The sequence below is a fragment of the Bradyrhizobium sp. UFLA03-84 genome (assembly GCF_002289535.1).
Classification (GTDB): Bacteria; Pseudomonadota; Alphaproteobacteria; order Rhizobiales; family Xanthobacteraceae; genus Bradyrhizobium; species Bradyrhizobium viridifuturi.
In genome coordinates this window covers 1-20,988 of the sequence record NZ_NSJY01000007.1, presented here as the reverse complement: position 1 = coordinate 20,988, position 20,988 = coordinate 1, and the positions used below count along the sequence as shown (strand labels likewise).

18 protein-coding genes and 1 pseudogene are annotated in these 20,988 nt (G+C 65.6%); 14 read left to right on the top strand and 5 right to left on the bottom strand.

Annotation, left to right across the window (positions count from 1 at the left end; translation table 11 throughout):
* Window positions 1–165: 165 nt before the first annotated feature.
* Entirely contained in the window at window positions 166–927 is a 762-nt protein-coding gene (locus CK489_RS09405; protein ID WP_095732119.1) for an SDR family oxidoreductase, read from the bottom strand.
* A gap of 87 nt (window positions 928–1,014) precedes the next feature.
* Here CK489_RS09405 and CK489_RS09400 point away from each other — a divergent pair, with 87 nt between their 5' ends.
* The gene (locus tag CK489_RS09400) at window positions 1,015–2,541 is read left to right on the top strand and encodes a malonate--CoA ligase (protein ID WP_095732118.1); all 1,527 of its coding nucleotides are present in this window, start codon (window positions 1,015–1,017) and stop codon (window positions 2,539–2,541) included.
* Window positions 2,542–2,645: 104 nt separating this feature from the next.
* Window positions 2,646–3,215 carry a hypothetical protein gene (locus CK489_RS09395; RefSeq protein ID WP_143278112.1) on the top strand — a complete coding sequence of 190 codons (570 nt, stop codon included), beginning with the start codon at window positions 2,646–2,648 and terminating at the stop codon, window positions 3,213–3,215.
* Window positions 3,216–3,319: 104 nt separating this feature from the next.
* Here CK489_RS09395 and CK489_RS09390 read toward each other — a convergent pair whose 3' ends face one another.
* Window positions 3,320–4,180, bottom strand: coding sequence for a sulfite exporter TauE/SafE family protein (locus tag CK489_RS09390; protein WP_095732116.1), 861 nt, complete (start codon window positions 4,178–4,180; stop codon window positions 3,320–3,322).
* A gap of 137 nt (window positions 4,181–4,317) precedes the next feature.
* Between CK489_RS09390 and CK489_RS09385 the strand changes: the two genes are divergently transcribed.
* From CK489_RS09385 to CK489_RS09365, 6 genes are all read left to right on the top strand, one after another.
* Window positions 4,318–4,980, top strand: a complete 663-nt coding sequence (locus CK489_RS09385) for a LysR substrate-binding domain-containing protein (RefSeq protein WP_245350302.1) — start codon at window positions 4,318–4,320, stop codon at window positions 4,978–4,980.
* On the top strand, window positions 4,881–5,237 hold the full coding sequence (locus CK489_RS42155; RefSeq protein ID WP_349626921.1) for a LysR substrate-binding domain-containing protein: 357 nt from the start codon (window positions 4,881–4,883) through the stop codon (window positions 5,235–5,237). Before CK489_RS09385 ends, CK489_RS42155 begins: the two co-directional genes overlap by 100 nt.
* 229 nt (window positions 5,238–5,466) lie before the next feature.
* Entirely contained in the window at window positions 5,467–5,865 is a 399-nt protein-coding gene (sdhC, locus tag CK489_RS09380) for a succinate dehydrogenase, cytochrome b556 subunit (RefSeq protein WP_095732115.1), read from the top strand.
* Window positions 5,866–5,879: 14 nt separating this feature from the next.
* On the top strand, window positions 5,880–6,254 hold the full coding sequence (gene sdhD, locus CK489_RS09375) for a succinate dehydrogenase, hydrophobic membrane anchor protein (protein WP_094194339.1): 375 nt from the start codon (window positions 5,880–5,882) through the stop codon (window positions 6,252–6,254).
* A gap of 3 nt (window positions 6,255–6,257) precedes the next feature.
* The gene (gene sdhA / locus CK489_RS09370; protein ID WP_095732114.1) at window positions 6,258–8,099 is read left to right on the top strand and encodes a succinate dehydrogenase flavoprotein subunit; all 1,842 of its coding nucleotides are present in this window, start codon (window positions 6,258–6,260) and stop codon (window positions 8,097–8,099) included.
* A gap of 18 nt (window positions 8,100–8,117) precedes the next feature.
* The gene (locus tag CK489_RS09365) at window positions 8,118–8,903 is read left to right on the top strand and encodes a succinate dehydrogenase iron-sulfur subunit (protein WP_050424944.1); all 786 of its coding nucleotides are present in this window, start codon (window positions 8,118–8,120) and stop codon (window positions 8,901–8,903) included.
* Window positions 8,904–8,931: 28 nt separating this feature from the next.
* Here the strand turns inward: CK489_RS09365 and CK489_RS09360 are convergent, their stop codons facing one another.
* The 3 genes from CK489_RS09360 to CK489_RS09350 all read right to left on the bottom strand — a co-directional run bounded on the left by CK489_RS09360 (window position 8,932) and on the right by CK489_RS09350 (window position 13,945).
* Window positions 8,932–11,682, bottom strand: coding sequence for a bifunctional acetate--CoA ligase family protein/GNAT family N-acetyltransferase (locus tag CK489_RS09360; RefSeq protein ID WP_095732113.1), 2,751 nt, complete (start codon window positions 11,680–11,682; stop codon window positions 8,932–8,934).
* A gap of 104 nt (window positions 11,683–11,786) precedes the next feature.
* On the bottom strand, window positions 11,787–13,661 hold the full coding sequence (gene feoB, locus CK489_RS09355) for a ferrous iron transporter B (RefSeq protein ID WP_050631431.1): 1,875 nt from the start codon (window positions 13,659–13,661) through the stop codon (window positions 11,787–11,789).
* Window positions 13,658–13,945, bottom strand: coding sequence for a FeoA family protein (locus tag CK489_RS09350; RefSeq protein ID WP_095732112.1), 288 nt, complete (start codon window positions 13,943–13,945; stop codon window positions 13,658–13,660). The genes feoB and CK489_RS09350 overlap by 4 nt, the downstream gene beginning before the upstream one ends.
* 352 nt (window positions 13,946–14,297) lie before the next feature.
* Between CK489_RS09350 and CK489_RS09345 the strand changes: the two genes are divergently transcribed.
* The 6 genes and pseudogenes from CK489_RS09345 to CK489_RS42060 form a co-directional block, all read left to right on the top strand.
* Window positions 14,298–16,442 (top strand): hybrid sensor histidine kinase/response regulator family protein, encoded by a 2,145-nt coding sequence (locus CK489_RS09345; protein ID WP_094194336.1) that lies wholly within the window; start codon window positions 14,298–14,300, stop codon window positions 16,440–16,442.
* Window positions 16,443–16,541: 99 nt separating this feature from the next.
* Window positions 16,542–18,608, top strand: coding sequence for an ABC transporter ATP-binding protein/permease (locus CK489_RS09340; RefSeq protein WP_198960882.1), 2,067 nt, complete (start codon window positions 16,542–16,544; stop codon window positions 18,606–18,608).
* Between the two features lie 61 nt (window positions 18,609–18,669).
* Entirely contained in the window at window positions 18,670–19,497 is an 828-nt protein-coding gene (locus tag CK489_RS09335; RefSeq protein ID WP_095732111.1) for an FkbM family methyltransferase, read from the top strand.
* 109 nt (window positions 19,498–19,606) lie between these two features.
* Window positions 19,607–19,993, top strand: a complete 387-nt coding sequence (locus CK489_RS09330) for a VOC family protein (protein ID WP_050631429.1) — start codon at window positions 19,607–19,609, stop codon at window positions 19,991–19,993.
* Between the two features lie 105 nt (window positions 19,994–20,098).
* On the top strand, window positions 20,099–20,332 hold the full coding sequence (locus CK489_RS42150; RefSeq protein ID WP_095732110.1) for a hypothetical protein: 234 nt from the start codon (window positions 20,099–20,101) through the stop codon (window positions 20,330–20,332).
* Between the two features lie 231 nt (window positions 20,333–20,563).
* A pseudogene (locus tag CK489_RS42060) lies at window positions 20,564–20,988 on the top strand (OmpA family protein); the annotation flags it as partial.

Sequence of the window (20,988 nt, the reverse complement as noted above, 5' to 3'; positions counted from 1 at the left end):
GGGTCGGCGCGAAGCGCCGCCCGATGACAGGCTCCGCGCGAGCCGGGACCCATAACCACGAATGATCGTTTTTGCGCGAGCTGGGGCTCCAGCGTAGGCTAACCACCAACGCCGGTGGTTATGGGTCGCTGCTTTCGCCGGGACGACCGGTTGAGGGAGCTCCGCCTAATCCCGGTTCGCCGGCGTCTGGATGAAGCCGCGGTTGTGGGTCGGGCTGATCAGGATCTCGTTCATGCAGACCCGCGCCGGCATGCTGGCGACGAAAGCGATGGTGCGGCCGCAATCCTCGGGCTGCAGCATCTTGGCCTGTTCGGCCTCGCTCGGCACCACCGGCCGCTGCTTCAGGATCGGGGTTGCGACCTCGCCCGGCGACAGGCAGCAGGCGCGCAGGCCATTGACGCATTCGTCCATGTTGAAGGAATGGGTCAGCGCCAGCACCGCGTGCTTTGTCGTGGTGTAGGCCGGGCCCGGCATCTTCGAGACGTGCCGGCCGGCCCAGGAGGCGACGTTGATGATGCAGCCGTCCTGCTGCTTGCGCATCGTCGGCAGCACCGCGCGCATGCAATAGAGCACGCCGTTGAGGTTGACCTCGACGAGCTTGTCCCAGCCTTCCAGTTCCATGTCGGCCCAGCTGCGCTTCGGCACGTTGATGCCGGCGCTGTTGACCAGGAGATCGATGCGGCCATGCCTGGCGACGATCGCCTCGGCCGCCTTGTTGACGTCGGCCTTGTTGCTGACGTCGAGCGGGATCGCCTCCGCATTGCCGCCCTTTTTCGTGATGTTGGCGACCACGCGGTCGAGCTCTTCCTTGCGGCGGCCGGAAACCACCACCGTCCAGCCGTCCGCAGCCAGGAATTCCGCCCCGGATTCACCGATTCCCGTTCCACCGCCGGTGACCCAGACCACGCGTTTCCCATGATTTGTCATGCAAACTGTCTCCGTTGCTTTCCGAAGGGCGTTTTTGCTAATCCAGCCGGACTGTTACCGGCGCTTTCGCCCCTCAGGGGATGTTGCATGAACACGACCACCAACGCCAACCTGTTTTCCCGCCTGTTCGACGGCCTCGACGATCCCAACCGGCTCGCGATCGAGCAGCTCGACGGCAGCCGCATCTCCTATGGCGATCTGATCGCGCGCGCCGGCCAGATGGCGAACGTGCTGGTTGAGCGCGGCGTCAAGCCGGGCGACCGCGTCGCGGCACAGACCGAGAAGTCGGTTTCGGCGCTGGTGCTGTATCTCGCCACGGTGCGCGCCGGCGGCGTCTATCTGCCGCTCAATACCGCCTATACGCTGAACGAGCTCGAATACTTCATATCGGACGCCGAGCCGGCGCTTGTGGTCTGCGATCCCTCCAAGCTGGAGGGCATCAAGGCGATCGCTGGCAAGGTCGGCGCCAAGGTCGAGACGCTCGATCCAACCGGCAAGGGCTCGCTCACCGAAGCCGCCGACAAGGCGCCGAAGGACTTCGCGACGGTGCCGCGCGAAAACAACGACCTCGCGGCGATCCTCTACACCTCCGGCACCACCGGCCGTTCCAAGGGCGCGATGCTGTCGCACGATAATCTCGCCTCGAACTCCTATTCGCTGGTCGACTACTGGCGCTTCACCGACAAGGACGTGCTGATCCACGCGCTGCCGATCTATCACACCCACGGCCTGTTCGTGGCGAGCAACGTGACGCTGTTCGCACGCGCCTCGATGATCTTCCTGCCGAAGTTCGATCCGGATGCGATCCTCAAGCTGATGGCCCGCGCCACCGTGATGATGGGCGTGCCGACCTTCTACACCCGCCTGCTGCAGAACCCCGGCCTGAACAAGGACGCCACCAAGCACATGCGGCTGTTCATTTCGGGCTCCGCGCCGCTGCTCGCCGACACCCATCGCGAATGGTCGGCGCGCACCGGCCACGCCGTGCTGGAACGCTACGGCATGACCGAGACCAACATGAACACGTCGAACCCCTATGAGGGCGACCGCGTGCCTGGCGCAGTCGGCTTCGCGCTGCCCGGCGTGACGGTGCGGGTCACCGATCCCGAGACCGGCAAGGAGCTGGCGCGCGAGACCATCGGCATGATCGAGGTCAAGGGTCCGAACGTGTTCCAGGGTTACTGGCGGATGCCGGAGAAGACCAAGGCCGAATTCCGCGCCGACGGCTTCTTCATCACCGGCGACCTCGGCAAGATCGACGACAAGGGCTATGTCCACATCCTCGGCCGCGGCAAGGACCTCGTGATCTCCGGCGGCTTCAACGTCTACCCGAAGGAGATCGAGAGCGAGATCGACGCCATGCCCGGCGTAATCGAATCCGCCGTGATCGGCGTGCCGCATGCCGATTTCGGCGAGGGCGTCACCGCCGTCCTGGTTTGCAACAAGGGCGCCGATGTCAGCGAGGCCGCGGTGCTGAAGGCGCTCGACGGGCGGCTCGCCAAGTTCAAGATGCCCAAGCGCGTCTTCGTCGTCGATGAGTTGCCGCGCAACGCGATGGGCAAGGTGCAGAAGAACATTCTGCGGGATACGTATAAGGATATTTACGCGAAGTAGCTCGGCTGCGTAGCCTGGATGAAGCGAGGCGTAATCCGGGGACCGGTCTAATCATTGGTGGGATTCCCGGACTACGCTCGCTCCATCCGGGCTACGGGTTGATTATGACCTACGAACCGATAAGACCGCCCTTTACGCTCTCCTTTGAAGAGATGCCGAAAAAGGAACTTGGTCGCTATCTCGAATGGTTTGGCGAGGCGCTCCCACAGCGCGTGGGCAAGCTAACCAAGGCAGTCCAGAGCACTCCCGGCTACGAAAGTTGGCAGCCGGATGGAAATCCAAGTTCTCTCAGCTTATTGGGGCAGTGGTTCGTGACCCAGATTGCTGTCCGTCCGCGTTCGGAGAATGAGATCAAGAACATCGAGAAAAAAACGAAGTTCCCGATCGATATTCCTTGCGAGGAGCTGACCGACCACACCCTGTCTCTCGCTATGGATATTGGGATGTACTTGAGTCAGGTCTTCTTGAAGAACCATCCATCCTTGAAGTGGGAACAGCCGCTCGCCAACAAGAAATTTATAGACTACGGACAGCCCGTTCTCGTGGCATTTAAGCTTGGTCCCTTCAATCCGGTGCGCATGGTGGTTACCTTCGCATACGGAGTGGTCAGTCAAAAAAGAAAGGGGGACGGTCTTTGGGATATCTTTGAAAAGTGGTCGAAGTTGGTTGCATAAGAGACCCCATCGCAAGAGACCCCATCGCACGGGATTTGCCGTTCCTGCTGGTGTTTAGAGCGCCAAAGGAACGCCACCACCAATGACGTAGCAGCGAAGACGGGTTAATGCCCGCCGACAAGGCTGATCACAAACCGTCCGCCGACGATGAAGAGATAAGCCCCGAACGCCACCTCCAGCGCGCGCTTCGACAGCGCGTGCGCGATCCTCACGCCGAGCGGCGCGGTGACGAGCGTGGTCGGCATCACCAGAAGCGCGCCGATCAGGGAGACGTAGCCGAGCGCGAACGGCAGTTGCAGCGCGGCAACGTCCGGAAAGCGCGCGGCGGCTGGCCAGCCGGCGTAGACATAACCCAGCGCGCCGGGGATCGAGATCAGCACCGCGAGCGCGGACGAGGTCGCGACCGCCTGATGGATCGGCCGGCCGTAGAACGTCATCAGCAGATTGGCGAACAGGCCGCCGCCGATGCCCATCAGCGTCGACAGCAGGCCGACGAAGAAACCATAGACGCGCATCAGGAAACCTTTCGGCACGTCGTCGCCGAATTTCCAGGTCTCGCGCGCCAACAGCAGCCGCGCTGCCGCCGACCACGCCACCATCACGAACACGATCTTGAACAGCCGCTCCGGCGCAAAGCGTGCGGTGACGCTGCCGGCGGCGACGCCGATCATGATCGGCAGCCACCACCGCTTCAGGATCGTCATGTCGACCGCGCCGCGGCGATAATGGGCGCGGAACGAGCTCAGCGAGGTCGGGATGATGATGGCGAGCGAGGTGCCGATGCACAGCGGCATCCGCACCTCGAGCGGCACGCCGGCAAGGCGAAAGCATTCGTAGAACACCGGCACCAGGATCGCGCCGCCGCCGATCCCGAACAGGCCGGCAAGAAAGCCGGACAGCGCGCCGACCGCGACCAGCAGCAGCGCAAGCTCGAGCAATTCCCTGGGGTCGAGGCCGGCCATCATGTCCTTTGCGCAGTGTTCGTTGGGCGCCCATAGCGGATTGCCGTGAGGCTGTTCGCGCAGATCAATAGCCCCTTTTGGGATTCGGGAGTATCTATGCTCTTGAGCAGGCTCTGTTGCGGATTGCGGAAGGATCGAGCGTGGACCAGCTTGCGGCGATGGCGGCCTTTGTCCGCGCGGTCGAGACCGGCAGCCTGTCGGCGGCGGCGCGGTCGTTGCCGAGCTCGCTGACTTCGGTGAGCCGCCAGATCAGCGCGCTGGAAGAGCAGTTCGGCACCCGCCTGCTGCTGCGCACCACGCGCCAGCTCGGGCTGACCGACGATGGCCGAATTCTCTACGAGCGCGCGAAATCGATTCTCGGCGAGGTGAGGGAGATGGGGGCGGCGCTGGCGCGGGACCCGCATCAGCCGTCAGGCCGGATTCGACTGAGCTCACCGAGCCTGGTCGGACGGCTCGTGATCGCACCGATGCTGGTCGAGTTTCTGCGCCGCTATCCCGCGCTGTCGGTCGACCTGCTGTTGATCGACCGCGCCGTCGACATGGTCGAGGAGGATATCCATCTCGCTGTCCGCATCGGCCGCTTGCGCGACTCGCAGCTCATCACGCGCAAGCTCACCGATTTGCAGATGATCGTGTGCGCGGCGCCGGATTATCTGGCTCGGCGCGGCGAGCCGCAGACGCCGGACGATCTTGCTGATCATGACTGCCTGGTGTTTCCGATTCGCCCGGCAGCGCCGCATGGCGCTTTGCCGACGGCTCGAAGACGGGTCGCAAATTCCGCATATCCGGTCGGCTCTGGATGAATAGCCTAGACGCGTTGGTTGTTGCGGCGCGGGATGGTGCGGGCATCGTCCGTGTGCCGTCGTGGCAAGTGCAGTCCGATCTCGCGTGCGGCCGCTTGCGGCGCCTGCTGATCGACCATGAGCCGGCGCCGACGCCGCTGCATTTGATGCTTCAGCCGGCGCGCCTCGCGTCGCCTAAGATCAGGGCATTCGTCGATTATCTGGTGGAACAATGGGGCAGGATCGACGCCTTCCGGACCCCGTCAACGGCCTGCTGAACACGCCTGTCGCCGTAAGCGAACAGGGATTCACTTCTTAGTTCGCCTAGCCTTGCATTTAGTATACCACGCTGCGGATCAACCAGAATTCGGCAAGTCTAACAATGAACTTCGGTTCGAGCGAAGGCTAATTGGCCGTTGCGCGGGGTGATCCTAGTCCGTAAATAGAACTCCTCTACCGCGTTCCCCGATGGGCCGGGCGCGGTCCCTCACAGCATAAAGCCCGCCGATGACCGCCAGGATCGAACGACCGCTTTCACCCCATTTGCAGACCTACCGGTGGACGCTGACGATGGCGCTGTCCATCGTTCACCGTGCCACAGGTTTGGCACTCTATTTCGGCACCCTGCTGCTGGCCTGGTGGCTGATCGCCGCCGCCTCCGGCCCGACCGCCTACGCCAATGTCCAGGCCTTCACCGGCAGTGCGATCGGCAAGTTGATCGTGTTCGGCTACACGTGGGCGCTGATGCACCATCTGTGCAGCGGCATCCGGCATTTCGTCTGGGATCTCGGCTACGGGTTCAAGGCCAATGAGCGCGAAGCGCTGACCTGGGGCGCGCTGATCGCCGGCATCTCGCTGACCGTGCTGGTCTGGATCATTGCCTATGCGGTTGGAGGTGGACGATGAGCGGCCCTTCCTCGATGCGCACGCCGCTGGAACGCGTCCGCGGCCTTGGCTCCGCGCATACCGGCACCTCCGATTTCTGGCGTCAACGCCTCACCGCGGTCGCGATGACGCTGCTGATCGTTCCCGTGATCGTCGTGGTGATCATGCTGATCGGCCGCAACCATGCCGGCGCAGCGCAGATCCTCGGCTCGATCCCGATCGCCATCATCCTGCTGCTCTTCATCGTCGCCAGCACCTGGCACATGAAGATCGGCATGCAGGTCGTGATCGAAGACTACATCCACAACGAGAAGCTGAAGATCGCCAGCGTGATGGCCAACAACTTCTTCTGCGTCGCGGTCGCATTGGCCTCGATCTACGCAATCCTCAAATTGTCATCGGGAGTTTGACCCATGGCCGGCGAAGGTAACGGCAAGGCCACCAACGGGAGTGGCCCGGCCACGAACGGCAAGGCCTATCCGATCCAGGACCACACCTACGACGTCGTCGTGGTCGGCGCCGGCGGCGCGGGCCTGCGCGCCGTGGTCGGCTGCTCGGAAGCGGGACTGCGCACTGCCTGCATCACCAAGGTGTTCCCGACCCGCTCGCACACCGTTGCGGCGCAGGGCGGCATCTCGGCCTCGCTCGGCAACATGCATCCGGACGATTGGCGCTGGCACATGTACGACACCGTGAAGGGGTCGGACTGGCTCGGCGACCAGGACGCGATCGAATACATGGTGCGCAACGCGCCCGACGCGGTCTACGAGCTCGAGCATTGGGGCGTGCCGTTCTCGCGCACCGAGGACGGCAAGATCTATCAGCGCCCGTTCGGCGGCATGACCATGGACTACGGCAAGGGCCAGGCGCAGCGCACCTGCGCCGCGGCCGACCGCACCGGCCACGCCATGCTGCACACGATGTATGGCCAGTCGCTGCGCCACGCGGCCGAGTTCTTCATCGAATTCTTCGCCATCGACCTGATCATGGACGACCAGGGCGTCTGCCGCGGCGTGATCGCGCTCAAGCTCGACGACGGCACGCTGCATCGCTTCCGCGCCCAGACCACGATCCTGGCGACCGGCGGCTACGGCCGTGCCTACGCCTCCTGCACCTCGGCCCACACCTGCACCGGCGACGGCGGCGGCATGGTGCTGCGCGCCGGCCTGCCGCTGCAGGACATGGAGTTCGTCCAGTTCCATCCGACCGGCATCTACGGCTCGGGCTGCCTCGTCACCGAAGGCGCCCGCGGCGAAGGCGGCTATCTCGTCAACTCCGAGGGCGAGCGCTTCATGGAGCGCTATGCGCCGTCGGCCAAGGACCTTGCCTCGCGCGACGTCGTCTCGCGCGCGATGACGATCGAGATCCGCGAAGGCCGCGGCGTCGGCAAGAAGAAGGATCACATCTTCCTGCACCTCGATCACCTCGATCCGAAGGTGCTGCATGAGCGGCTGCCGGGCATCTCGGAATCGGCGAAGATCTTCGCCAATGTCGACGTCACCCGCGAGCCGATCCCGATCGTGCCGACCGTGCACTACAACATGGGCGGCATTGCCACCAACTATCACGCCGAGGTGCTGACCAAGCGCAACGGCGACGACAATTCGGTGGTGCCGGGCCTGATGGCGATCGGCGAAGCCGCCTGCGTCTCGGTGCACGGTGCCAACCGCCTCGGCTCCAACTCGCTGATCGACCTCGTGGTGTTCGGCCGCGCCGCCGCGCTGCGCCTTGCCGACAAGCTGACGGCGAACGCCAAGCAGCCGGAGTTGCCGAAGGATTCCGCTGACCTCGCGCTCGGCCGGCTCGATCGCTTCCGCCACGCCTCCGGCGGCACGCCGACCGCCAAGCTGCGCGACAGCATGCAGCATGTGATGCAGAACAATTGCGCGGTGTTCCGCACCGGCGACGTGCTGCAGGAAGGCCAGAACCTGATCCATAAGGTCTATGGCGGCGTCGGCGACATCTCGGTCTCCGACCGCTCGCTGGTGTGGAATTCCGACCTGATCGAGACGCTGGAATTCGACAATCTGATCGTGCAGGCGGTCGTGACGATGGATTCGGCGGCCAACCGTACCGAGAGCCGCGGCGCGCATGCGCGCGAGGACTTCTCGGCCCGCGACGACAAGAACTGGATGAAGCACACGCTGACCTGGATCGACCCGGCCGGCAAGACCGCGATCGAATATCGACCGGTCCACGACTACACGATGACCAATGACGTGCAGTACATCCCGCCGAAGGCGCGGGTCTACTGAGAACGAAGGCGAGCAAGCATGGTTGAATTCGCACTTCCGAAGAATTCGAAGATTTCCGGCGGCAAGACCTGGCCGAAGCCGGCCGGCGCCACCGAGACCCGCGAATTTCGGGTGTATCGCTGGAACCCGGACGACGGCAAGAATCCGAGCGTCGACACCTACTATGTCGACACCCATGATTGCGGTCCGATGGTGCTGGACGGCCTGATCTGGATCAAGAACCACGTCGACCCGACGCTGACCTTCCGCCGCTCCTGCCGCGAAGGCGTCTGCGGCTCCTGCGCGATGAACATCGACGGCCAGAACACCCTGGCCTGCACCAAGTCGATGCACGATGTCGGCGCGGGCGGCGCGGTGAAGGTCAATCCGCTGCCGCACCAGCCGGTGGTGAAGGACCTGGTCCCTGACCTCACCAATTTCTACGCCCAGTATGCCTCGATCGAGCCGTGGCTGAAGACCACGACGCCGACGCCGCAGAAGGAATGGAGGCAGAGCCACGAGGACCGCGAGAAGCTCGACGGTCTCTACGAGTGCATCCTGTGCGCCTGCTGCTCGACCTCGTGCCCGAGCTACTGGTGGAACAGCGAACGCTTCCTCGGCCCTGCCGCGCTGCTGCAGGCAACGCGCTGGGTCACCGATTCGCGCGATGAAGCGACCGGCGAGCGGCTCGACAATCTCGAAGATCCGTTCCGTCTCTATCGCTGCCACACCATCATGAACTGCGCCAAGGCGTGCCCGAAGGGCCTCAACCCGTCCGAGGCGATCGCCGAGCTCAAGTTCAAGATGGTCGAACGCCAGATCTGATTTGCCGCGACCGCGACTGGCGCTGTTATCAGCCGCCAGTCGCCGTGGGCCGGATCAGGATATCGGCACCGACCGCATCGACCCCCGGCTTGCGGAGGTCGAGCACGACGTCGACGATGCTGTGATCCTCCGGATCCATCGTCACGGTGAAGCCGAGATCGCGGCACATCCCGATCATCGTGGTGTTCTCGGTGAGCACCTGGCCGGACAGCCGCTTCAGTCCCTCCGACTGCGCATAGTGGATCAGGAGCTGCATCAGCGCCCAGCCGAGCCCTTTGCCCTTGAGATCGGACTGCAGCAGGATCGCGTATTCGGCGTTCTCGTACAGCGAGTCCGAATGCAGCCGTACCGCGCCCATCATCTCGCCGCTCACTGGATCGAGCGCCACGAAGGCCATCGCGCGCGCATAGTCGAGCTGGGTGAGCCGCGCGATGAACGCGTGCGAAAATTCCTTCATCGCATGGAAGAAGCGCAGCCTGAGGTCCTCGGCACTCACGCGCTTGAAGAAGCCATCGACCATCGGCTCGTCCTCCGGCCGCATCGGGCGCACCGTGACGCGCGAGCCGTCACGTAACGCGAGCTCGCCCTCCCATTGCGACGGATAGGGCCTGACCGCGAGCCTGGTCTGGCCGGCGAACAGCCGGGCGGGCTTGCGGATCGCGACCCTCGCATCGAGCGCGAGCACGCCGGTCTCGTCCGCCAGCATCGGATTGATGTCGAGCTCGGCGACCTCGGGAATGTCGGCGGCCATTTGCGCCAACTTGACCAAGGTGAGCGGCACCAATTCGGCCGGGACGGCCGGCACATCGCCATAGCCGCCGAGCAACCGCGAGACACGCGTGCGTCCGACCAGCTCATGGGCGAGATTCATGTCGAGCGGCGGCAGCGCCAGCGCCCTGTCGTTGATCACCTCGACCGCGGGGCCGCCGCGACCGAACACGATCACCGGGCCGAAGGTCGGATCGTCGGCGATGCCGAGGATCAATTCGCGCGCAGCGCGCCGCACGATCATCGGCTGGATCGTCACGCCTTGCAGGATGGCGTCGGGCCGCGCGCTTCGTGCGCGCTTCAAAACCGTCCTGGCAGCCTCGATCACACTGTCCCTGGTGCGCAGGTCGAGGATGACGCCGCCGACATCGGACGCGTGCCTGATGTCGCGCGAGAACACCCTGACCACGATCGCATGTCCCTCGGCGAGGAATGGCGCCGCCATCTCGGCAGCATCCTCGGCACTGTCGGCGACGAGCGTCGTCACAATCGGAATGCGATAGGCCTTGAACAGGGCGACGATCTCGGCCGGATCGAGCCATGCCCGTCCTTCCGACAGCGCATTCATGACGACGTGCCGCGCCGCCGCCGTCTCTGGCGTGAACACCGACGCGACGCCGGGCGGGGTCGCCGCGAGCGCCGTAGAGGCCTCACGGTAGCGCACCAGATACATGAAGGCGCGAACCGCATCGTCCTCGGTCGGGAAATGCGGAATCCGCGCCGCCTCGAAGATCGCGCCGGTGCGCTCGTCGGCGCCGACCCATGCCGCGAGCACCAGTGCGGCGACTGCGCTGCGCTTGGTCCTGCGGTCACGCACGCATTGCGCCACGGCCTCGGCAATTCCCACGGCGGGCGCCACCGCGGTTTCCACATTCGCGACCAGGATGGCGTCGTTGTTGGCGTCATCGAGCAGCGCGTTGAGCGCCACCACGTAACGGGCGGCATCGGCATCCCCCGCGATGTCGACCGGATTGGCGCACGACCAGCCCTGCGGCAGCAACTCATCGAGCCGCGCAATGGTCTGCGGCATCAGCGTCGCGGGAACGCCGCCGAGCTCGGCCAGCCGGTCGGTCGCGAGGATGCCGAGCCCGCCGCCATTGGTCAGGATCGCGAGCCGGTTGCCGCGCGGCACGAAGCCGCGGCCGAGCAGCTCGGCACAATCGAACAGCTGGCGAAGGTCGTAGACGCGCAGCATGCCGGCGCGGCGGAACGCGGCGTCATAGACCGCATCCGAACCGGCCAGCGCACCGGTGTGGGTCGCGGCGGCCTTCGCCCCCTGCGCCATCCGGCCGGACTTGACGACGATGACCGGCTTCATGCGCGCCGCGGCGCGCGCCGCCGACATGAACTTGCGCGCATCCTTGACCGCCTCGAGGTAGATCAGGATGGCGTTGGTATGATCGTCGAGCGCGAAATAATCCAGGAGGTCGGCGACGTCGACGTCGAGCTGGTCACCGATCGAGGCGATACCGGAGAAGCCGAGCCGCCGCTCCGCCGCCCATTCGATCATCGCCGACGCGACCGCGCCGGACTGCGAGATCAGCGCGACATGTCCATCGGGCGGCTGATGCGAGGCGAAGCTTGCATTGAGCTTGGCGCGCGGCACCATGACGCCGAGGCAATTCGGCCCGATCAGGCGCATGCCGTGCCGCCGCGCCGTCTGCCCTGCAAGCTCCGCAAGCGACCCCGCGCCGTAGCCGAGACCAGCCGACAGGATCGCGGCGCCGGCAACCCCGGCCAAGGCGGCCTCCGCCACGATCTCCGGGACCGCGGCCGGCGGCGCGCTGATGACGACGAGATCCGGAACGAATGGCAGCGACTTCAGGTCCGGAACGGTCGGCACGCCATCGACATCGGCATACTGCCGGTTGACGACGCCGACCTTGCCGGCAAAGCCGCTCGCCCTGACGTTTCGCAGCACGGCTGCGCCGAGCGATGACGGACGCGGGCTACCGCCGACCACCGCGATGCTTCGAGGCGAAAAGAGCCGCTCCAGGCCGTAGGTCGACATTGCATGGTCTCGCAGGGAACCCGAGGATGCGCGTGAGGCGCCCCCGGATGAACTCTACTTCGTCGTTCGGCCTGTTGCACCCATTGCCGCCACAACGGCTCTTATCAATGAAGGCCGAGCGCCTGCGCCAAATTGAAGGTCAGGAAGCTTGCGGCATAGGCCAGCGCGAGCATGTAGATGAACGTCACCACCATCCACTTCGCGCCGCCGGTCTCGCGGCGGATCACCGCGAGCGTCGAGGCGCATTGCGGGGCGAAGATGTACCAGACCAGGAGCGACAGCGCGGTCGCCAGCGTCCATTTCTGCGCCAGCACCTGGCCGATCTGATCGGCCGCCTCCTTGCCGCCCTCGATCGAATAGACGGTGCCGAGCGCAGCGACCGCGACCTCGCGCGCCGCCATACCCGGGATCAGCGCCACCGCGATCTGCCAGTTGAAGCCGATCGGTCGCAGCAGCGGCTCGAGCGCGTGGCCGATCATCGCCGCGAAGCTGTAGTTGATCGCCGGCCCCTCGGCCCCGGCGGGCGCTTGCGGGAACGACGCCAGGAACCAGATCAGCACCATCATCGAGAGGATCGTGGTGCCGGCGCGATACAGGAACATCTTGGCGCGGGTGAATACGCCGATCGCGATGCTGCGCAGCCGCGGCATCTTGTAGTCGGGCAATTCCAGCATGAACGGCGCCGGCGCGTGGTCGCGCCACAGGAAGAATTTCGCGATCGCCGAGACCGTCAGCGCACTGGTGATCCCGGCGGCATAGAGGCCGAACATCACGAGCCCCTGCAGATTGACGAAGCCCCACAGCGTGGTCGCCGGAACGAAGGCCGAGATGATCAGCGTGTAGACCGGAATCCGCGCCGAGCAGGTCATCAGCGGCGCGATCAGGATCGTGGTCAGGCGGTCGCGGCGGTTGTCGATCACCCGCGTCGCCATGATGCCGGGAATGGCGCAGGCGAAGCTCGACAGCAACGGAATGAAGGCGCGGCCATGCAGCCCGGCGCCACCCATGATGCGGTCCATCAGGAACGCGGCGCGCGCCATGTAGCCGAAATCTTCCAGCAGCAGGATGAACAGGAAGATGATGATGATCTGCGGCAGGAACACGATGACGCTGCCGACGCCCGAGATCAGGCCGTTCTGCAGGAAGCTCTGCAACAGGCCCCAGCCTGCGGGCATTAGGTCATGGATCAGCTGCCCGAGCGCGGCAAAACCGTCCGACAGCAGCTCCATCGCCGGCTGTGCCCAGGTGAACACCGCCTGGAACATCACGAACAGGATCACGGCCAGGATCACGAGACCCCAGACCGGATGCAGCACGACCGAATCGATCCGGTTGGTCAGCGTGTCCGGCTTGGTCGGCAGCGTCACCACTGCCGCGATGATGCGATCCGCCTCGCGCTGCGCCGCCTTGAGGTCGGCAATCGTCGGCGTCGTCCACTCGCTGGCCGCCGCCTCATGCGACTTCGCCAGGAATTCGTCGGTCCGCTTCAGGAGTTCGTCGACACCGCCCTTGCGAACCGCGACCGAGGTCACGATCGGCAGGCCGAGCTCCTGCGACATCCGATCGAGATCGATCGTCACGCCGCGCCGCCTTGCGATGTCGATCATGTTGAGCACAAGCATCATCGGCCGGCCGACGCGCTTCAGCTCGAGCACCAGCCGCAGGGTCAGCCGCAGATTGGTGGCGTCCGCGACGCAGAGCATGAGGTCGGGCACCGCCTCGCCGTCGAAGCGGCCGAGCACGATGTCGCGGGTGATCTCCTCGTCCGGGCTGCGGCCGCGCAGCGAATAGGTGCCGGGCAAGTCGAGCACGGTGACGCTGCGGCCCTCCGGCGTGACGAAGCCGCCGGATTTGCGCTCGACCGTGACGCCCGGATAATTGGCGACCTTCTGGCGGCTGCCGGTCAGGCTGTTGAACAGCGACGTCTTGCCGGTGTTCGGCGCGCCGACCAGCGCCAGGCGCAGGGATGCAGTTGTCATTCGACGATCACGGCCATGGCTTCGCTCCGGCGCAGCGCGATCGTGATGTTGTCGACGCGCACCGCGATCGGGTCCCGCCGGATCGTGCCTTCGTGCAGGATTTCCACGCGCGCGCCTTCCACAAATCCCATCTCGACCAGGCGCTGCTCCAGCTCCTGCGGAGAGAGCGATGAGCCCGTCACGAGCGCATCGAGCCTGATGATCTTGCCGACAAAACCGCGATCCGCATGCCCGAGCCGGGTGTCGTGAAGAATGTCCTGGGAAGTGTCTGGATCGCCTGTCATGCGGCCTGTTTTTCAGCAGGTAGTCACAGGGTCAAGCATTTGCCCGTGAGAGGTTTTAGAACCCCTAAAAAGAGCGTCTCCGATCGTCTTCCCGGCCGATTTTCCGCTTGACTGCCGCGCTCCGGCTAACGGGGTCGTGATCCCCGCGGGCGGCGTGGCCGGCCCCGCCAGGCCGGCGGTCATCGCCCCGCCGCGCCGGGCCTGAGTTCGAGCCGGCAGCCGACCGAGCGCCCCGAACCGACTTTCGTTGCCCGCGGACGCGGACGAGCTTCCGATACGGCGATCCGGGACGGGGATTTGCTTCCTCCGGCACAATGGTTTGCGTTAAGGTCTGCAAGGAGCCGGAGCGCCCGTGCCGACCGCACCACGCAATTCGCTGAGACTGCTGCAATGGATGATGGCTGGCTCGCTGGCCCTTCCGCTGGCGCTGTTCCTGTTCGCTTCGGCGATGTCCCGGATCTCGACCAGCGAGGCCGCCGACCAGGAAATCCAGCGGACCCTCGACGTCACCCATGAACACGCGCTCAAGGTGTTCGAGACCATCGACCGCAGCCTCGGCGAGGTCACCGAGGTCGTCCGCGGCATGAGCGATGCCGAGATCGTCGCGCGCGAGAAGAGCCTGCACGAGCGGCTGCGCCAGGTTGCCGAGACGCTTCCCCAGGTGAAATCGATCTGGGTGTTCGATGCCAGCGGCCATGCCCTGGTCAACAGCCTGGTGGAGCCGGCTCCCGACATCGATTTCTCGGATCGGGACTACTTCCGGATCCATGTCGAGCGCGACATCGGCACCTATATCGGCGAGGTCTTGACCCCGCGGCCGCCCTATCAGGGCGCGCGGTTCTTCAGCGTCGGCCGGCGCCGCAGCAACCCGGACGGCAGCTTTGCCGGCGTGATCCAGGCTTCGGTGCTTCCGGAGTATTTCGAAAACTTCTATGCGCGGATCGGCCGCGAGCCCGGCAGCTTCCTGGCGCTGATCCGGACCGACGGCGCGGTGCTGGCGCACTTCCCGGTCGTCGACCACGACGCCAGGTTCGAGCCGAGCGGGCCGCTCGGACAGCAGATGGCCGCCAATCCGCAGGCCGGCACCATGACGATCCGCTCCCCCGTCGATGGCATCGAACGGCGCATGCGCTATGAGCGGCTGGCCGAATACCCGATCTATGTCAGCGCCGGCCTGGAAACCTTGGCGATCCGGGCGCGCTGGATCACGACCATGGCCCAGCACCTGATCTTCGGCATCCCGGCCACCGCGCTGCTGTTCGGCTTGCTGGTGCTCGCCTATCAGCGAACCGAGCGCCTGGAGGAGGAGGCCAACAAGCGTATCGAAGCCGAGGAGGCATTGCGGCATGGCCAGCGGCTGGAAGCCCTCGGGCAACTGACCGGCGGCGTCGCACACGACTTCAACAATCTACTCACCGTGATCCGCGCGTCGGTCGACATGTTGCGGCGGCCGGACCTACCGGAGCCGCGGCGGCAGCGCTACATCGATGCGATCTCCAACACGGTGAACCGTGCCGCCAAGCTGACCAACCAGCTGCTTGCGTTCGCGCGCCGGCAAACGCTCAAGCCCGAGGTGTTCGATGCCTGCCAGAACGTCCGCACCCTGAGCGAGATGATCGCGACCCTGATCGGCTCGCGCATCGAGATCACGGCGCAGGTGCCGGACCAGACCTGCCTCGTCAACGCCGACGCCGGCCAGTTCGAGACCGCCATCATCAATATGGCGGTGAATGCGCGCGACGCGATGGACGGCGTCGGCCGGCTCACGATCGCGGTCCGCGCCGTGGACAATCTGCCGTCCGAGACCAGCACGCCGCCGAGCCCGCACGGCCATGTTGCGGTGTCGGTGGCCGACACCGGCGTCGGAATTCCGCAGGAGCTGTTCGGCCGCATCTTCGAGCCGTTTTACACCACCAAGGAGGTCGGTCACGGTACCGGCCTCGGCCTGTCGCAGGTGTTCGGCTTCGCCAAGCAGTCCGGCGGCGAGGTCACCGTGAGCAGCGAGGTCGGGAAGGGCTCGACATTCACGCTGTATCTCCCGCGCGTCGTCGGCAAGCACAGCGCGCAATCGCCGCTCATGGAGGATGCGCCTTCGGTCGATCCGACCAGCGCAACGGTCCTGATCGTCGAGGACAATGCCGAGGTCGGAAAGTTCGCCGCCGACACGCTGACCCAGCTCGGTTGCACCTGCGTGCTGGTGGAGAACGCCACCCACGCACTGGAGGAGCTGACCGTCGACCCCGGCCGGTTCGACCTCGTGTTCACCGATGTCGTGATGCCCGGCATGAGCGGCATCGAGCTTGCCGAGGAGATCCGCCGGCAGCGGCTCGATCTGCCGATCGTGCTCGCCTCCGGCTACAGCCAGGTGCTGTCGCAGCAGGGCAGCGGCGGCTTCGAGCTGCTGCAGAAACCCTATTCGGCCGAGCAGCTGGCGCGCATGCTGCACAAGGCCGCACGCTCGCGCCGGCTGCGGCGGGATCAGGCGCCGGCGGGGTGAGGTGATTGCGCTGGCACAGCTCAGCACGCTGTCGTCCGGTGATTCTGCATGCCTCGGAACCGCACTGGAACCTTGTGATTTCCCTCGCGTTGTCGCGCGATGGGCAAGGCTGAGGCAAAATCCGGATCGTCGAACAGGCCCTCGCCGGCCAAGGCCACCTTGCCTCGGAACGCGAGAGCGAAGCGCGGCGGTGCCGCGGACGGCAACGCTGCACCGAGCGGAGCGGACGACAAGAAAGCGGACGACAAATCGGAATTTGTCGAGGTCATTGCGGAAAACGGCGACCATGTCGAACCGCCGCCGCCTGAAATCCTCGAACCCGATCCCGAACTGTCGCCCGAGGAAGCCGAACAGGCGCGCAAAGACTATCTGCTGACCCGATTCTGGATCACTGCGCGCGGCTACTGGGGCCGCAATGGCGACCGGCTGGCGTGGCTGTTCACGATCGGCCTGCTGCTGCTGATCGTCGCCAACGTCGCCGTCCAGTACGGCATCAACGTCTGGAATCGCGCGATCTTCGATGCGATCGAGAAGCGGGATTCGGTCAGCGTCTTCCACCTCACCGCGATCTTCTTTCCGCTCGCGATCGGCAGCGTCCTGCTGGGCGTCGCGCAGGTATTCGGCCGCATGGGGATTCAACGGCGCTGGCGCGCCTGGCTGACCAACGCCGTGGTGTCGCGCTGGCTGGCGAACGGCCGCTACTACCAGCTTAATCTGGTCGACGGCGATCACAAGAATCCGGAATACCGCATCGCCGAGGATCTGCGAATCGCGACCGACTCGCCGGTCGACTTCATCGCCGGCGTGACGTCGGCGCTGCTGTCCGCCATCACGTTCATCGTCGTGCTCTGGACGATCGGCGGCGCGCTGACGGTGACGCTGGGCGGCTCGTCCATCACCATCCCGGGCTTCCTGGTGATTGCCGCGATCATCTACGCCGCCATTGCATCCGGCTCGATCATGGTGATCGGTCGCCGCTTCGTGCAGATATCCGAGGACAAGAACCAGGCGGAAGCCGAATTCCGCTACACGCTGACCCGCGTGCGCGAGAACGGCGAAAGCATCGCGCTGCTCGGCGGCGAGACCGAAGAGCGCGACGGCATCGACAGGACATTCTCGAACGTGCTGCGGCAATGGGCGCGGCTCGCCGGGCAGCATATGCGCACGACGCTCGTTTCGCAGGGATCGAATCTCATCGCGCCGGTCGTGCCCTTGCTGTTGTGCGCGCCAAAGTTCCTCGACGGCAGCATGACGCTGGGCCAGGTGATGCAGGCGGCCTCCGCCTTCACCATCGTGCAGACTGCGTTCGGCTGGCTGGTCGACAATTATCCGAGGCTCGCCGACTGGAACGCGTGCGCACGCCGCATCGCGTCGCTGATGATGTCGCTCGACGGGCTCGAGCGCGCCGAGACCGGCGACGGCTTCGGCCGCATCAAACGCGGCGAGACCGAGGGCGAGGCCATGCTGAGTCTCAACGACCTCTCGGTCACGCTCGATGACGGCACGGCCGTGGTCGGCGAAACCGAAGTCGCGATCGATGCGGGAGAACGGCTGCTGGTCGCCGGCGAATCCGGCACCGGCAAGAGCACGCTGGTCCGCGCCATTGCCGGCCTATGGCCGTGGGGCGGCGGCAGTGTCGGACTGCATGCGGACCGCCGCCTGTTCATGCTGCCGCAAAAGCCGTACGTGCCTTCGGGCACGCTGCGGCGGGCGGTGGCCTATCCCGGCGCGGCGGAGGACTGGAACGTCGAGCAGATCGGCGACGCCCTGCACAAGGTCGGCCTCGACCATCTCAAGGACAAGATCGAGGAAGACGCACCCTGGGACCAGACGCTGTCCGGCGGCGAGAAGCAGCGGCTCGCGTTTGCGCGCCTGCTGCTGCACAACCCCGACATCGTCGTGCTCGACGAGGCGACCTCCGCGCTCGACGAGAAGAGCCAGGACAAGATGATGGAGATGGTGACGGCGGAGTTGCCGAACGCGACCATCGTCAGCGTCGCTCATCGGGTCGAGCTCGAAGCGTTTCACAGCCGCAAGATCGTGCTGGAGCGCCGCAAGGGCGGCGCCAAGCTGGTCAGTGACGTCGACCTCATCCCGCGCAAGGGCAAGCGAAAGCTGCTCGGGCGCTTCCTGCGGAATCGTCGAGCTTCGGCCAAGGCCGCATAACGGGCGTTGGCGCTCCCGTCAAAACCGGCTATGCATGCGCCGCTTTTGACGAGGGCAATGCGTGATCCCCAGCAACGACATTTCGCCGGCGCCGTTCGGCGCCCTGGCGCCCAATGCGGCACAGGCCGCCATCATCCGGCTTGCGCATCGCACCGGATTGAGGCGCGGCGCGTTCCGGCCATGGCTGTCGCGGCTTGTCAATCTGCTCGGCGCGGGACCGCTCGATGTGACCTACCAAGGCGCATCGTTCCGCTTCCATCACCAGCACAGCGCGACCGAGCGCGGTGCGCTGTTCAATCCCGACTACAACCTCGAAGAGCTCGCGTTCCTGCGCCGCCATGTCGGCGCCGGCGGCACGTTCGTCGATCTCGGCGCCAATGTCGGCACCTATGCGCTGGCGCTGGCGCGCGATGTCGGACCCGATGGCAAGGTGATCGCGATCGAGCCGCATCCGATCACGCATGCGCGGCTCAAATTCAACACCCAGGCCTCAGGCTTTCCGCAGGTGCGCCTGGTCGCCGCGGCCGCAGGCCCCACCGACGGCGAGCTGATGATCGAGACCGACGGCGACAATCTCGGTGCCAGCCACATCGTCATCGGCACGCCCACCGGCAAGGTATTCAAGGTGCCGTCGCTGCGGCTGCAACGCATCCTCGAGGAGGCCGGCGCTGACAAGGTCGATGCGCTGAAGATCGACGTCGAAGGTTTCGAGGATCGTGTGCTGGTCGGCTTCTTCCGCGACGCGCCGGAGCAACTGTGGCCGCGCGCGGTCGTGATCGAGCATCTGTCGAAGGACGAATGGACCGACGACTGCATTGCGGACATGCACACGCGTGGTTACGTCGATCAGGGCCGGACGCGAAGCAACACGCTGCTGGTGCGGAGCTGAGACTTGCGCGCGGCTGAGGCCGGTCGCACCGAACAATCTTCTCCTTCCCCTGAAGCCCCTTAAAAGGGGAGGTGAAGCGAGAGCGCGGATGCAACAAGGGAGGCTCGCGATGATCGACCATATCGGCTTTTCGGTCTCTGACTACGAACGCGCGAAGGCGTTCTACCAGACGGCGCTGGCACCGCTCGACTACGGCCTGATCATGGAAGTGCCTGCGGAAGTCACCGGCCACGCGCCGGCGGCAGGCTTCGGCGCCAACGGCAAGCCGGATTTCTGGATCGGCGGCGAAGGCGCGATGAACAAGCCGGTGCACATCGCCATCACCGCCAAGGACCGCGCTACCGTCGACGCCTTCTACAAGGCCGCGATGGCGGCCGGCGGCCGCGACAACGGCGCGCCGGGCATTCGCGCGCATTATCACCCGAACTATTACGGCGCGTTCGTGCTCGATCCCGACGGCCACAACATCGAGGCGGTCTGCCACGCACCAGGATAACGCCGGCAGGAACGGCGCGGCGCGCGATCCGTTATCGCTTCGAACGACAACGGAGCGATCAATGCACGCGACGCGACTTGGCATCGGCCACGGGGCCTCGATGTGATGCCGATCGAGCCCCCCGAGATCCCACCGGCGACGCCGGGCAATCCGAGCGAACCGCCGCCTGGAATTCCGCCGGGCAATCCGCAGCCGGAAATTCCGCCGCCCGTGCGCGAACCGGGCGAGCCGCCGCGGCCGGACGAGTTGCCCGGCAACACCCCCGACGAATCACCGGTGCGCGGGCCGCCTGGACCATCCGGCCCACCGCCTGCGACAGATCGTCCGCCCGGGCGGTAAGTCACCCTCGCGCCTTAGTTCCAAATCGATTGCGAATGTGTCGAAGCGTTTCTTCTGAATGTCCAGTGAACAAAGACACATGCAACCCGTTATAATGTCGAAATAAACTTCGTCGATGATTCGGCGCTCGCCACAATCCGGCCTAACGGCTGGCAATTCATCGTCCTGCCGAATTGTTCGGCTCTCACTTTCCCTCCTGCCCAGACTTTCCGCCCCGGGGACTCCAATACCATGACAAAGCTTCGTCTCGTGCTGCTCGCCACGACTGCGCTGACGGTGATGCAATTCGCAACCTCCGCGTCGCACGCACAAACTTCGCCGCTGGTCGTCGCACAGGCGCAGCCAAAGGAAGAGCTCGGACCTGACGGAAAGCCGAAGCCGCGACCGGCACCGGGCGCTCCCGCCCATCCCGCGCCGCCCGCCGCTGCGCCGCATCCGCAGGCGCCTCCTGCGGCCGCGCCGCCCGCGCATCCGGCTCCGCCGCCGGCCGCTGCGCCCGCTCGCCCGACACCGCCACCCCCGCCGGCTGCTGCGCCCGCACGCCCGACACCACCTCCGCCGCCCGCGGCCGCCCCTGCGCATCCGACGCCGCCTGCAGCACCAGCGCGCCCCGAACCGCCCGCCGTGCGTCCGGCACCACCGCCGGCTGCCGCCCC